The 11,822-nt window shown below is 65.4% G+C and carries 14 protein-coding genes; 10 read left to right on the plus strand and 4 right to left on the minus strand.

Translation table 11 applies throughout. The features are described from left to right. Nucleotides 1–253 precede the first annotated feature (253 nt). The 10 genes from RBJ75_RS11875 to RBJ75_RS11920 all read left to right on the plus strand — a co-directional run bounded on the left by RBJ75_RS11875 (nucleotide 254) and on the right by RBJ75_RS11920 (nucleotide 8,597). Nucleotides 254–751 carry a hypothetical protein gene (locus RBJ75_RS11875; RefSeq protein WP_052628820.1) on the plus strand — a complete coding sequence of 166 codons (498 nt, stop codon included), beginning with the start codon at nucleotides 254–256 and terminating at the stop codon, nucleotides 749–751. A gap of 87 nt (nucleotides 752–838) precedes the next feature. Beyond that, nucleotides 839–2,146, plus strand: coding sequence for an adenylosuccinate lyase (purB, locus tag RBJ75_RS11880; protein ID WP_044406112.1), 1,308 nt, complete (start codon nucleotides 839–841; stop codon nucleotides 2,144–2,146). Nucleotides 2,147–2,385: 239 nt separating this feature from the next. Further along, a complete protein-coding gene (locus RBJ75_RS11885) occupies nucleotides 2,386–2,727 on the plus strand; it encodes a DUF1778 domain-containing protein (protein ID WP_044410392.1) in 342 nt (113 codons plus the stop codon). After that, nucleotides 2,712–3,251, plus strand: coding sequence for a GNAT family N-acetyltransferase (locus RBJ75_RS11890; RefSeq protein WP_044410390.1), 540 nt, complete (start codon nucleotides 2,712–2,714; stop codon nucleotides 3,249–3,251). The genes RBJ75_RS11885 and RBJ75_RS11890 overlap by 16 nt, the downstream gene beginning before the upstream one ends. Continuing rightward, complete coding sequence (locus tag RBJ75_RS11895) at nucleotides 3,248–3,799, plus strand: MOSC domain-containing protein (RefSeq protein WP_411194505.1); 552 nt, start codon at nucleotides 3,248–3,250, stop codon at nucleotides 3,797–3,799. The genes RBJ75_RS11890 and RBJ75_RS11895 overlap by 4 nt, the downstream gene beginning before the upstream one ends. Nucleotides 3,800–4,057: 258 nt before the next feature. Next, nucleotides 4,058–4,843, plus strand: coding sequence for a glutamate racemase (murI, locus tag RBJ75_RS11900; RefSeq protein ID WP_411194506.1), 786 nt, complete (start codon nucleotides 4,058–4,060; stop codon nucleotides 4,841–4,843). A 143-nt stretch (nucleotides 4,844–4,986) separates the two neighbouring features. Next, the gene (locus tag RBJ75_RS11905; RefSeq protein WP_317529016.1) at nucleotides 4,987–5,436 is read left to right on the plus strand and encodes a YybH family protein; all 450 of its coding nucleotides are present in this window, start codon (nucleotides 4,987–4,989) and stop codon (nucleotides 5,434–5,436) included. Between the two features lie 162 nt (nucleotides 5,437–5,598). Next, complete coding sequence (locus RBJ75_RS11910) at nucleotides 5,599–6,375, plus strand: acyltransferase (protein WP_044410381.1); 777 nt, start codon at nucleotides 5,599–5,601, stop codon at nucleotides 6,373–6,375. Nucleotides 6,376–6,638: 263 nt separating this feature from the next. Further along, entirely contained in the window at nucleotides 6,639–7,256 is a 618-nt protein-coding gene (rpsD, locus tag RBJ75_RS11915; RefSeq protein WP_044410380.1) for a 30S ribosomal protein S4, read from the plus strand. A 270-nt stretch (nucleotides 7,257–7,526) separates the two neighbouring features. Next, nucleotides 7,527–8,597, plus strand: a complete 1,071-nt coding sequence (locus RBJ75_RS11920; protein WP_044410220.1) for a threonine aldolase family protein — start codon at nucleotides 7,527–7,529, stop codon at nucleotides 8,595–8,597. Between the two features lie 79 nt (nucleotides 8,598–8,676). Here RBJ75_RS11920 and RBJ75_RS11925 read toward each other — a convergent pair whose 3' ends face one another. The 4 genes from RBJ75_RS11925 to grxD all read right to left on the minus strand — a co-directional run bounded on the left by RBJ75_RS11925 (nucleotide 8,677) and on the right by grxD (nucleotide 11,614). After that, on the minus strand, nucleotides 8,677–8,970 hold the full coding sequence (locus RBJ75_RS11925) for a hypothetical protein (protein ID WP_080901000.1): 294 nt from the start codon (nucleotides 8,968–8,970) through the stop codon (nucleotides 8,677–8,679). A gap of 396 nt (nucleotides 8,971–9,366) precedes the next feature. Continuing rightward, on the minus strand, nucleotides 9,367–10,650 hold the full coding sequence (locus RBJ75_RS11930; RefSeq protein ID WP_044410222.1) for a serine hydrolase domain-containing protein: 1,284 nt from the start codon (nucleotides 10,648–10,650) through the stop codon (nucleotides 9,367–9,369). Nucleotides 10,651–10,729: 79 nt separating this feature from the next. Next, nucleotides 10,730–11,266 (minus strand): O-acetyl-ADP-ribose deacetylase, encoded by a 537-nt coding sequence (locus tag RBJ75_RS11935; protein ID WP_044410223.1) that lies wholly within the window; start codon nucleotides 11,264–11,266, stop codon nucleotides 10,730–10,732. Between the two features lie 15 nt (nucleotides 11,267–11,281). Then, nucleotides 11,282–11,614, minus strand: a complete 333-nt coding sequence (gene grxD / locus RBJ75_RS11940) for a Grx4 family monothiol glutaredoxin (protein WP_044410226.1) — start codon at nucleotides 11,612–11,614, stop codon at nucleotides 11,282–11,284. Between the last annotated feature and the right edge of the window lie 208 nt (nucleotides 11,615–11,822).

The following is an 11,822-nucleotide window of genomic DNA, read 5'->3' on the forward strand; positions in this document are numbered from 1 at the left end:
GGTCCTTTCCTTGGCTCCGCACGGATTGTGGGTGCTGAACCCGATTCAACGCGCCAGGGCGAGAAACGATCCCGAAAGATCACCTGCGCCGCGCGACGCGGCGGAAGCGATCGATTTGGACGCGGCGGCGCGCGGTCCGACCCGTTGCTGGATCGATTTCATTGAACCAAATGTCCGCCTCGCGCGTCCTTACCTGATGGCTTCTGAAACTCTCACATTGAACCCACCGCGCAGTCGGCTATTCGGCGCGCCCTTGGGCCGCCTGCTCGCGGCGCAATTGCAGCCCGGCGAACGCGTGATCTGGCAGGCGCGGCCCGACGCCGTCGCCGGGATGGCGGTGCTGCGGGTGCTGTGGTGGATCGGCGTGCCGTGGCTGGCGCTGACGCTGCTGGCGCTGCAGCCGGGGACCGGCCTATGGATCGGCCTGCTGCTGGTCGGCGCGATACTGGTGCTGGCGCCGCTTGCCACGCTGCTGCACCATCTGCGCACGCATTATGTCATCACCGATCGCCGCGCCTTGGTTCTGCGCGCCGGTCTGGGGGCCGCCAGCGCCGTCGCCACCGATTTCGCCGCGATGAAGAACCCGCAGCTGCTCGACGTCCGCGACGGCACCGGCCATCTCAGCCTTGCCTCCGGCGCCTCGCTCGCCTCGCCCGACACCGACGCCACCGGCCGCTACGGCTTTCGCTTCGTGCCCGAGGTCGCCACCGCCCAGGCCATTCTGGATCAGGCGCGGACGCCCGCGGCCTGATCCGGCCGACCCGGCGCGGCAATTCGGTTCCCTCGCCCGGCCCTTTCTGCTAAAGCGCGGCGTAACCCCCAACAGCATGAGTGTGTGATGATCCCGCGCTATACCCGTCCGGAAATGGCTGCCATTTGGGAGCCGCTGACCCGTTTCAAGATCTGGTTCGAGATCGAGGCCCACGCCGCCACCGCGCAAGCGCAATTGGGGGTGATCCCGAAATCGGCCGCCGAGACGATCTGGGCCAAGGGCAAGGACGCCGCCTTCGACGTGGCGCGGATCGACGAGATCGAGCGCGAGGTCAAGCACGATGTCATCGCCTTCCTGACCCATCTGGCCGAATTCGTCGGCCCGGATTCACGCTTCGTGCATCAGGGCATGACCTCGTCGGACGTGCTCGACACCTGCTTCAACGTCCAGCTCACCCGCGCCGCCGACATTCTGATCGCCGACGTCGACCGCGTGCTGGCGGCGCTGAAGACCCGCGCCTTCGAACACAAGATGACGCCCTCGATCGGCCGCTCCCACGGCATCCACGCCGAGCCGGTGACCTTCGGCCTGAAGATGGCCTATGCTTACGCGGAATTTTCCCGCGCCCGCGAGCGGCTGGTGACGGCGCGCAAAGAGGTCGCGACCTGCGCGATCTCTGGCTCGGTCGGCACCTTCGCGCATATCGATCCGAGCGTTGAGGACTATGTCGCCAAGGCGATGGGCCTCGCCGTCGAGCCGGTCTCGACCCAGGTGATCCCGCGCGACCGCGCCGCGATGTATTTTGCAACCCTGGGCGTGATCGCCTCGTCGGTGGAGCGGCTTGCCACCGAATTCCGGCATTTGCAGCGCACCGAAGTGCTGGAGGCCGAGGAGTTCTTCTCCGAGGGCCAGAAGGGCTCGTCCTCGATGCCGCATAAGCGCAATCCGGTGCTGACCGAAAACCTCACCGGCCTGTCGCGAATGGTGCGCGCCTATGTGACGCCGGCGATGGAAAACGTCGTGCTGTGGCACGAGCGCGACATCTCGCATTCCTCCGCCGAGCGGATGATGGCGCCCGACGCCACCGTGACGCTGGATTTCATCCTCAACCGGCTGGCCGGCGTGATCGAGAAGCTCGTCGTCTATCCCGACAACATGACCAAGAATCTCGACCGCCTCGGCGGGTTGATCCATTCGCAGCGGCTGTTGACGGCGCTGACCCAGAAGGGCTGCTCGCGTGAGGAGAGCTACAAACTGGTGCAGCGCAACGCGATGCCGGTGTGGCGCGGCGAAGGCGATTTCCAGACCCTGCTGACCAACGATCCCGACATGCGCAAATACATGTCGGCCGAAGAGATCGCCGAACAATTCGATCTCGGCTATCACCTCAAACATGTCGACACGATCTTCCAGCGGGTGTTCGGGAACAGCTGAGGCGGGCAACGACAGCTTCGGCGTGCCCCGGATGCCGCGCAACGCGCCGCCCTCGCGGCGTGGTGCGCTGCTGATCCGGGGCCCCGCTTTGTGCCGGCCAACCAACCGGGATCCCGGATCTGCGGAGCAGCACTTCGGACGATGCCGAGCATCGCCGGGCGTGCTGCACCGCATCCGGGAAACGGAACCTCGAACGTCTCTGTATTGACATTGTGGGTACAGGCACCGATATTTCGGCCATGGCAAAAGCTCGTCCACCCGCTTCGGAATATGCGGAATCCACGGCCATCGCGCTCGTGGAGCCGGCGGCGGCTGATTCCAAGGGCAGCATCAATCTGCGGATCGAGGCTCGCACCCGCCAGCTGATCGACGAAGCCGCCGCTATCCTCGGCAAGACCCGGACCGAGTTCATGATCGACAGCGCCCGGCGGCAGGCGATCGACGTGGTGCTGGATCAGCGGCTGTTCGTGCTCGATCCGCAGCGCTACGACGCCTTCCTGCACGCGCTCGACAATCCGCCGGCGCCGGGACCGAAACTGCGGTCGCTGCTCCGCCGAGTGCCGGCATGGCAGAAGACGTAGGTCGGCCGGAACGGCCCGGACTATCGGCCCCGGTGCCGCTGACCGCCGCGCATGATGTCGCGACCTTCGACTGCGGCGAGCCGGCGCTGAACGATTGGCTGCGACGCCGCGCGCTGAACAATGAAAGCCGGTTCTCCCGCACCTATGTCGTCTGCGAGGGCCAGCGCGTCGTGGGATATTTCTGCATCTCGGCCGGCGCGGTCGAACGCGCTGCGGCGCCCGGAAAGCTTCGGCGCAACGCCCCCGACACTATCCCGGTCTCGGTGATCGGCCGGCTCGCGGTCAGCCGCGACCACGCCGGCCGCGGCCTCGGTGCCGACCTGCTCGCCGATGCGCTGCGCCGGATCGCGGTCGCCTCGCAGAGCATCGGAATCGGAGCCGTCCTCGTCCACGCCAAGGATGAAGCAGCCAAGCGCTTCTATCTGCGATGCGCGGAGTTCATCGAATATCCGGCGGACAGCCGCATCCTGTTCCTGCCGATCGAGACCGTGATCGCGGCGCTTGGCGAGTCGGGAGCGAGATGATGGTGAGGTCCCCCTGCGTCGTCGCGGTCAGCCTGCGGCGCGGGCATCATTTCAGCAAGATTCCAAGCCTGAGCATCCGGCTGTTGACCGGGCTCGGCGTCGCCGGCGACGGCCATAGCGGCGCGACGGTGCAACACCGCTCCCGGGTTCGCCGCGACCCGAGTGCGCCCAATCTGCGCCAGGTCCATCTGATCCATGCCGAATTGTTCGACGAGCTGCACGCCAAAGGCTTTCTGGTGCAGCCTGGCGAGCTCGGCGAAAACGTCACCACCGTCGGCCTCGACCTGCTGGCGCTGCCGACCTGCACCAGGCTGCGTCTCGGCGACAGCGCTTTGGTCGAGCTCACCGGCCTGCGCAATCCCTGCATTCAGATCGACCGCTTTCAGCCCGGCCTGATGGCGGCGACGCTGGACAAGGACGCGACCGGCCATCTGATCCGCAAGGCCGGGGTGATGGCGATCGTGCTGGCCGATGGCGACGTCCGGCCGGGCGATCCGATCGCGATCGAGCGGCCGGCCGCCCCATATCGGCCGCTGTTGCCGGTGTAGAACGGGCCGCCTGGTGCCGCCGCACCATGCCGACAACTTGGTGGTAACCATGTCTGGTTAAGATGGTAGCACTCAACGTTAATCCAGGGCGTGCGGTGAAGCTGGCTCACCTCTCCCATCGGGAGAGGTCGGATTGCGAAGCAATCCGGGTGAGGGATTTTGACCTCACGAGAGGGCGAAACCCCTCCCCCACCCCTCTCCCAACGGGGAGTATCGATGCCGCGTCTGCGAATCGACTATCAAGTCTAGGATCTGCCCGTGCCCTCTCCGACCATTCTGGTGATCGATTCCGGCCTCGGCGGCCTCACCGTGCTGCGCGAGATCGTCACGGCGCGGCCCGACGCGCGCTATGTCTATGTCGCCGACGACCTGTTCTTCCCCTATGGCCAGCACAGCGAGGACGCCATCATCGCCCGGGTGGTGCCGCTGATCGGCGAATTGATCGCGGCCCACGCGCCCGATTTGGTGGTGATCGCCTGCAACACGATGTCGGTGTCGGTGCTGGCGCCGCTGCGCGCGGCCTATGCGGTGCCGTTCGTCGGCACGGTGCCGGCGATCAAGCCGGCCTGCGCGGCCTCGACCACCAAACGGGTCTCGGTGCTCGGCACCAAAGCAACCGTCAAACGCGAATATACCCGCGCGCTGATCCGCGATCACGCCAAGAGCTGCACCGTGACGCTGGTCGGTTCGGCCAATCTGGCGTCGCTGGCGGAGGCGTCGCTGGGCGGTGCCGCGATCGCCGACCCCGACATCCTCGCCGAGATCGCGCCCTGCTTCGTCGATGACGCCGGCCTGCGCACCGACGCGGTGGTGCTGGCCTGCACGCATTTCCCGCTGCTGCTGACGCGGCTGGTGGCGCTGGCGCCCTGGCAGGTGGCGTGGATCGATCCGGCGCCGGCGATCGCCCGCCGGGTCGCCGACCTGCTCGGCCGCGGCAATGGCGAGGCGGAGCCCGGCGGCGCCGAGATGATCTTCACCTCCGGCCGCGCGCATCTGCCGGCCGCGGTGCTGGAACCGTATTTCGGCGGCCGCGTGCTGGCCTGAGCGTCGCCGCACGATCCGACTTTCCCCTTCAGGCCCTGCCGAGCGTTGAGCGCAGCCGTAAACCGGATAGAATTGCGCTCACCGTCATGACGTCGCTGGCATGGCCTCGATGCCGTGCCAGTCAAAGAAAAAGGGAGGTTCCCATGGCCCGAATGACCACGTTCATCGTTGCTGTTGCCCTGCTGACAAACGCCGGGACCGCGATGGCGCAGCTCATCGACCAGCCCGCCGGCGGCGACGCTTTCGAAAAGGTCCAGCAGCAATTCGCCGTGGCCTACAACCGCAAGGACGTGGCGGCGATGGCGGCTTTCTTCAGCAAGGACGGCGTTCGCATCACACCGAGCGGCATCTTTCGCGGCCGCGACGCCATAGCCCGCGAGTTCCAGCGCGTCGTCGACCTTGGGCTGCGCGATTACAGTGTGCAGCGTCAGGTCTCGCGCCGCGAGGGCGACGTTGTCTTCAATGCCGGCGAGTGGCGGGCGAAGCTCGGCGAGCAGCCTTATCGCGGATACTATTCGGCGCTTCTCATCCGCAATGGCGACAGCGTCGAGATCATGGAAGAGACGGTTAACGTCGCGGTTGCGGCGCAGTAACCGACTTTTCGCCGGCCGCGTGCTGGCTTGAGCGCTTTCCCCATCCCCGCCACGCTGATAGGTTCGCGCACGGAGGGACCGCCATGATGAAGAAAATCCTACTCGGATTGACGTTGCGCGGCTTTGCCGGGCCGCTCACCACACTGGCGACATAGCCGAGCGATGCGCGGCACCTCCTGTAAACTATCGATTCCGCGCCGGCTGATCGTCGACCTGATGCGCGCCTCGCAGGGCGTGCCGTTGATCACGTTCCAGCGCACTTTGAGCGTCGCGCCGCTGGCGCGGGCACGCCAGGCGGCCGAGCTGTGTCCGGGGTGGGCCGCAATCTTCGCCAAGGCCTTCAGCCTGGTGGGGCGCGACCAGCCGGTCCTGCGCACGCTTTATGTCACCTGGCCGTGGCCGCATCTGTTCGAATTGCCGCACAGCATCGCGATGGTGGCGATCGCGCGGCAATGCGACGGCGAGGACTGCGTGATGACGCAGAAGCTGATCGGCGCCGACGCCATGGCGCTGGCCGAGATCGACGCCGCGATCCGCCACGCCAAGACCGCGCCGATCGGCGAGGTGCGGGCGTTCCGCAAGATGCTGCAGGTGACGCGGCTGCCGCTGCCGCTACGCCGGCTGGCCTGGCTGTTCGCGCTCAATGTCGGCCGCCAGCGCGCCAACCATTTCGGAACTTTCGGCCTGTCCTCGGTCGCCGCCTTCGGCCCCGGCGCGCTGTATCCGATCGGGCCGGGACCCTTCATCCTCAGCTACGGGGCGGTGTCGGCCGAGGGGACCATCGACGTGGTGATCCGCTTCGACCATCGGGTCACCGACGCTGCCCTGATCGCCACCGCCATGACCCGGCTGGAACAGGCGCTGAACGGCCCGATTGCGGAGGAATTGCAGGCCCTGCCGCGCATCGTCGACAAACCGGCACGGGCAGTCCGAGGTTAAACCGGCTGATCCGCGCCCCGGATGCTGCGCAACGCTCCGCAGGGCGGCGCGGTGCGCTGCTGATCCGGGGCCCGGCGCCGGCGAATCGATTGACTTGATGACGGTTTCTCCCTAGAACCCGGCTGCTCGCGGGCCGTTTTGGCCCGCGAAGCGTTTCGCACCCGTGGATCGTGCTTCAGCTTGAAGTCCGAGCCTGTCGGCTCCGGGATCGTCCCGGAGCGTAGGAGGGCGCGTCTCCTCATCATCACCAAATCGAGGACGCGATGACAAAGCGCAATGAAGCGAAGTATAAAATCGACCGTCGTATGGGCCAGAACATCTGGGGCCGTCCGAAGAGCCCGGTCAACCGCCGCGAATACGGCCCCGGCCAGCACGGCCAGCGCCGCAAGGGCAAGCTGTCCGACTTCGGCGTGCAGCTGCGCGCCAAGCAGAAGTTGAAGGGCTATTACGCCAACATCTCCGAGCGCCAGTTCCACAGCATCTATGTCGAAGCCGGCCGGATGAAGGGCGACACCGGCGAGAACCTGATCGGCCTGCTCGAGCGCCGCCTCGACACCGTGGTCTATCGCGCCAAATTCGTCGCCACCATGTTCGCCGCCCGCCAGTTCATCAATCATGGCCACATCAAGGTGAACGGCAAGCGCGTCAACATTTCGAGCTACAAGGTCAAGGTCGGCGACCTGATCGAGATCAAGGAATCCTCCAAGCAGCTCGCGATCGTGCTGGAAGCAGCTCAGCTCGGCGAGCGCGACGTGCCCGATTTCATCGAGGTCGATCACAACAAGGGCACCGCCAAGTATCAGCGCGTCCCGGTTCTGTCCGACGTGCCGTTCGCGGTGCAGATGGAGCCGCATCTGATCGTCGAATTCTATTCGCGCTGATTTCGTTTCAGCGACAGACGGTATCAGGCCCCGGTTTTACCGGGGCCTTTTTCGTATGAGCGCTGTTTCTTATGAGCACTGTCATTCCGGGGCGCGAGGCCGCAGGCCGAGCGAACCCGGAATCTCGCCACAGGCAGGGCGCTTGCCCCGCCGCAAGATTCCGGGTTCGCCCGCAGCTTCGCTGCTCGCGCCCCGGAATGACCAGGCAAATTTCTCGTGGCGAAAATCGTCTATGCTCGGTTGAACCAGTTTTCATGAATCGAGAGTGCCATGGTCCACTACACTCCTGCCCCGCGTGATCCCGCCCTGCCGCCGGTCCGCATCAATCTGTTGTCCGATACCCAAACCCGGCCGACGCCGGCGATGCGCGAGGCGATGGCGCGGGCGGAGGTCGGCGACGAACAGGGCGGCGACGATCCCACCGTCAATCTGTTGAATGAGCGCGTCGCCGAATTGCTCGGCAAGGAAGCCGCGGTGTTCCTGCCATCGGGCACGATGTGCAACGTCACCGCGACGCTGTCGACCTGCCGGCCCGGCGACGAAATCCTGGCGCATGCGACCGCCCATATCCTGTCGCGCGAAGGCGGCACCCATGCGGCGCTCGGCGGCTTCCAGATCACCGCGCTGCCAGGGCCGAACGGGCAGTTCTCGCTGGAGGCATTCCGCGCCGCGCTGCATCCGCGTAACCGCTACGAGCCGCCGCAGACCCTGGTCAGCGTCGAACAGACCGCCAATATCGGCGGCGGCACGATCTGGCCCAAGTCCGTGCTCGACGACATCGCCGAGGCCGCCAGCGCCGCGGGTCTCGCCACCCATATGGACGGCGCCCGGCTGCTGAACGCCACCGTCGCCACCGGCATCAGCGCGCGCGAGATGACTGCGGGCTGGGGCTCGGCCTGGATCGATTTCAGCAAGGGATTGGGCGCGCCGGTCGGCGCGGCGATCGCCGGCTCGCGCGACTTCATCGATCAGGTCTGGCGCTGGAAGCAGCGGCTCGGCGGATCAATGCGCCAGGCCGGCATCATCGCGGCGGCCTGCATCCATGCGCTCGATCATCATGTCGCGCGGCTGGCCGACGACCACGACAACGCCCAGGCGCTGGCGCAGGGGCTCGCGCAAATTCCCGGCGTCACCGTGCAGCCGCCCGAAACCAATCTGGTGTTTTTCGATCCGAGGGACGCCGGCATCGACGGCCAGGCGATGGTCGCGGCGCTGCGGCAGCGCGGCGTTCTGCTGGCGACGATGGACGGCCGGATCCGCGCCTGCACCCATCTCGATGTGAGCAGCGCCATGATCGACGAGACGCTCGGGCTGATCCGCGACATCGTGCGCGGCGTCTAGTAGCCGCCGCGACGGCACAAACAGAAGCGGGCCCGATCTGACGATCAGGCCCGCTTGAGAGTCGCAAAGTCGAGGTAGCTTAGAGGCAGATCCGGACACCGGCGGCATTGATGAGGCAGCCGCCGCGGCCACGGCCACGACCGCGACCGCGATCGCCACGACCACGTCCGCGATCACCACGGGCACGGCCACGGCCACGCCCACGATCACCACGACCACGACCATCGCCGCGCTGCGCCTGAGCCGACGTGCTGGACACGCCGAACACGACGGCGGTCGCGCCGATGAGCGCGAAGCTATAAATGCCCGTCAGAATGATCGCCGCGATCGCGCGCGATACGATGCTGGCTCGACCAGGTTGTTTATACGACATCAGATTCCTTTCTGGTTGCAAAAGCCATGCGCGAGCATGGCAAGCAAGGCGCGCCGACGACGCCGGGGCCTTGGTGGTCCAGTCAAATACGCAAATTGAGAAAGATGACTAACCCGCCTGCGACGACTCACTGCCGAAGATGGCAACGAGAATGCCGGAAGGCGTCGATGTTACTGCAGTCCGGTCGGCAATCAGCACGACCGCGCCCGAAACCTAGGCGGAATGTTTGAAAATGTATACAGGGTTGTCGCCGCAGCGATTGCTGCGGGGCAATGCGGAACCGGGCGAGAGCGGCGAAGCCGTGAGCAAAAGGAACTCCCGCGGCGATGACACATCACCTTCAGCTTTGGGCCTGAACTTCAAGCCTGAGCTTCAAACCCGCCGGCCCGCCCCGCTTCAATTCTCCATCGCTTCGTAGATCAGCTTCTTGGTTTCGCGCTGGATCGGCTGGCGCTGCGACGGGGTCTGCTGCATCAACACGAAGAACATGTCCTGCTTGGGATCGACCACGAAATAGCAGCCGGTGGCGCCGTCCCATTTCAATTCGCCCAGGGAACCGGGCGGCGGCGGCTTGGCGTTGCCGGGATCGGTGCGCACCGCCAGACCATAGCCATAGCCGAAGCCGTCGCCGGGGAAATAGAAATAGTCGCGCTCGATCCCCGACGTCGGGCCGATATGGTCGGTGGTCATCAGTTTGAAGGTGGCCTCGCTGAGATAGCGCTTGCCGTCGAGCTCGCCGCCATGCAGCAGCATCCGCACGAAGCGGATCACGTCATGCGGCGTCGAGACCAGGCCGCCGCCGCCGGATTCCCAGTTCTTGACGATGTCCGGCGTGCTCGGCCGCCCGACATGAAAATCGGCATCGTTGGGCATCGGCTGCGCCATCCGCTGTTTCTGCTCCGGCGTGGTCAGGAAATAGCGGGTGTCGGTCATGCTCAGCGGGTCGAACAGATTGGCCTTCTCGAACTGATAGAAGGACTGGCCCGATGCCACCTCGATGACGCGGCCGAGCACCTCGTAGGAATTGCCGTAGTCCCACAGCGTGCCGGGCTGCTCCTGCAATGGCAATCTGGCGATGCGCTCGGCGAATTCGGCGGTGGTGGGATTGCCGTCATAGATCCTGGCGGCGTCGATCGCCTTGCGCACCAGGCTGTCGCCGAAAAAGCCGTAAGTAATCCCCGACGTATGCAGCAGCAGGTCGCTGATCAGAATCGGCCGTTTCGGCGGCTCGAACACCAGCGTCTTGCTGCCGTCGGCCTGCTTCTTTTCGACGCCGACCTTCACCGTGGCAAAGGCCGGGACGTATTTCGACAGCGGATCGTCGAGCTTGAGCTTGCCGCGCTCGACCAGCATCATCGCCGCGAAGGCGGTGAACGGCTTGGTCAGCGAGGCCAGCCGGAAGATGGTATCGTCGGTCATCGGCTGCTTGGTGGCGGTGTCGCGGACGCCGAAATAGCGTTGATACACCGGCTTGCCATGCTGCTCGATATACAGCACCGCGCCGGGAATCTTGCCCTCAGCGATCTGGCCCTTGAAGAACGCGTCGATCCGCGCCAGCTTTTCCTGCGAGAAATGCGCCCCGGCCGGCAGATCGAAGGTGCCTTGCGCGAAGGCCGCCGGCGCCGCCATCATTGCCAGCAACGCGCCGCCCACCACCGCTCGCATTGCCTGCCGCCACATTCGCATTCCCTCCCGATTGATGTTGCAGGGATCGTAGCGGGGGATCTTATCGATTCAAGTGCCGGGCTTGCTCAGCGTGTCAGGCGGCGGAACCGGCCAGCGCCGCCGCGTGCAGGCGGGCGGACGATTCGGAAAAGCAGCAGAACACCACCTTTGCAACTGCGGGGACGGCGTCAAGCGCGTCGATTGTTGTGTTGATCGCAATGGAAGCGGCGCGCTCGGCCGGAAAACCATAGACCCCGGTGGAGATCGCCGGGAACGCGAGCGAGCGCAGATCGTGGCTCTGGCACAGCGCCAGCGCGCGGCGATAGCACGATTCCAAGGCGGCATCCTCGCCGCCATCGCCGCCGCGCCACACCGGACCGACCGCATGGATCACATGCCGCGCCGGCAACAAAAAGCCTGGGGTGATCTTGGCCTCGCCGGTGGCGCAGCCATTCAGCAGGCGGCACGCGGCGAGCAATTTCGGCCCGGCGGCGCGGTGAATCGCGCCGTCGACGCCGCCGCCGCCGAGCAGCGAATTATTGGCGGCGTTGACGATGGCGTCGACATCGAGCGTCGTGATGTCGGCGACAATCACCTCAAGCCGGGTCGCGCCGAATTGTCGGGCGAACACGCGCGATCAGCGGGGTCAGGCAGACGCCGCCACCGTGACGCCCTTGTCGGCGAGCAGTTTCTGCAATTCGCCAGCCTGGAACATTTCGCGGATGATGTCGCAACCACCGACGAATTCGCCCTTGACGTAGAGCTGCGGAATCGTCGGCCAGTTCGAATAGGTCTTGATGCCGTCGCGCAAATCCGCTGATTCGAGCACGTTCAAGCCCTTGTAGCCGACGCCAACATGGTCAAGAATCTGCACGACCTGACCTGAAAAGCCGCATTGCGGAAACTGAGGGGTGCCCTTCATGAACAGCACCACGTCGTTCGACTTCACTTCGTTCTCGATGAATTGCTCAATGCTCATTTCACACCCCTTTGCGGCACGGTCGTGCTGGCCATCAGCGCTCCGCTCAAACCTACCCTATATCTAGCGTTAAATATCTAGACCGAAACCCCGCCGGCCCCAAGTAAAATGCCGGCGAGGGGAAATTCCGGCCGCAGCCGCCGGGGTTTTATCTGCGACGGGATGACCTATCTGGGTGAAGCCGCTGTCAAAAGCCGCTCTAGGAAGC

Source organism: Rhodopseudomonas sp. BAL398 (genome assembly GCF_033001325.1).
Classification (GTDB): Bacteria; Pseudomonadota; Alphaproteobacteria; order Rhizobiales; family Xanthobacteraceae; genus JARJEH01.

What these genes read in the sequence shown, in the direction of transcription:
- purB (WP_044406112.1), top strand. Translation starts at nt 839, where the DNA reads ATGATCCCGCGCTATACCCGTCCGGAAATGGCTGCCATTTGGGAGCCG.
- RBJ75_RS11885 (WP_044410392.1), top strand. Translation starts at nt 2,386, where the DNA reads ATGGCAAAAGCTCGTCCACCCGCTTCGGAATATGCGGAATCCACGGCC.
- RBJ75_RS11890 (WP_044410390.1), top strand. Translation starts at nt 2,712, where the DNA reads ATGGCAGAAGACGTAGGTCGGCCGGAACGGCCCGGACTATCGGCCCCG.
- RBJ75_RS11895 (WP_411194505.1), top strand. Translation starts at nt 3,248, where the DNA reads ATGATGGTGAGGTCCCCCTGCGTCGTCGCGGTCAGCCTGCGGCGCGGG.
- RBJ75_RS11905 (WP_317529016.1), top strand. Translation starts at nt 4,987, where the DNA reads ATGGCCCGAATGACCACGTTCATCGTTGCTGTTGCCCTGCTGACAAAC.
- RBJ75_RS11910 (WP_044410381.1), top strand. Translation starts at nt 5,599, where the DNA reads ATGCGCGGCACCTCCTGTAAACTATCGATTCCGCGCCGGCTGATCGTC.
- rpsD (WP_044410380.1), top strand. Translation starts at nt 6,639, where the DNA reads ATGACAAAGCGCAATGAAGCGAAGTATAAAATCGACCGTCGTATGGGC.
- RBJ75_RS11920 (WP_044410220.1), top strand. Translation starts at nt 7,527, where the DNA reads ATGGTCCACTACACTCCTGCCCCGCGTGATCCCGCCCTGCCGCCGGTC.
- RBJ75_RS11925 (WP_080901000.1), bottom strand. Translation starts at nt 8,970, where the DNA reads ATGTCGTATAAACAACCTGGTCGAGCCAGCATCGTATCGCGCGCGATC.
- RBJ75_RS11930 (WP_044410222.1), bottom strand. Translation starts at nt 10,650, where the DNA reads ATGTGGCGGCAGGCAATGCGAGCGGTGGTGGGCGGCGCGTTGCTGGCA.
- grxD (WP_044410226.1), bottom strand. Translation starts at nt 11,614, where the DNA reads ATGAGCATTGAGCAATTCATCGAGAACGAAGTGAAGTCGAACGACGTG.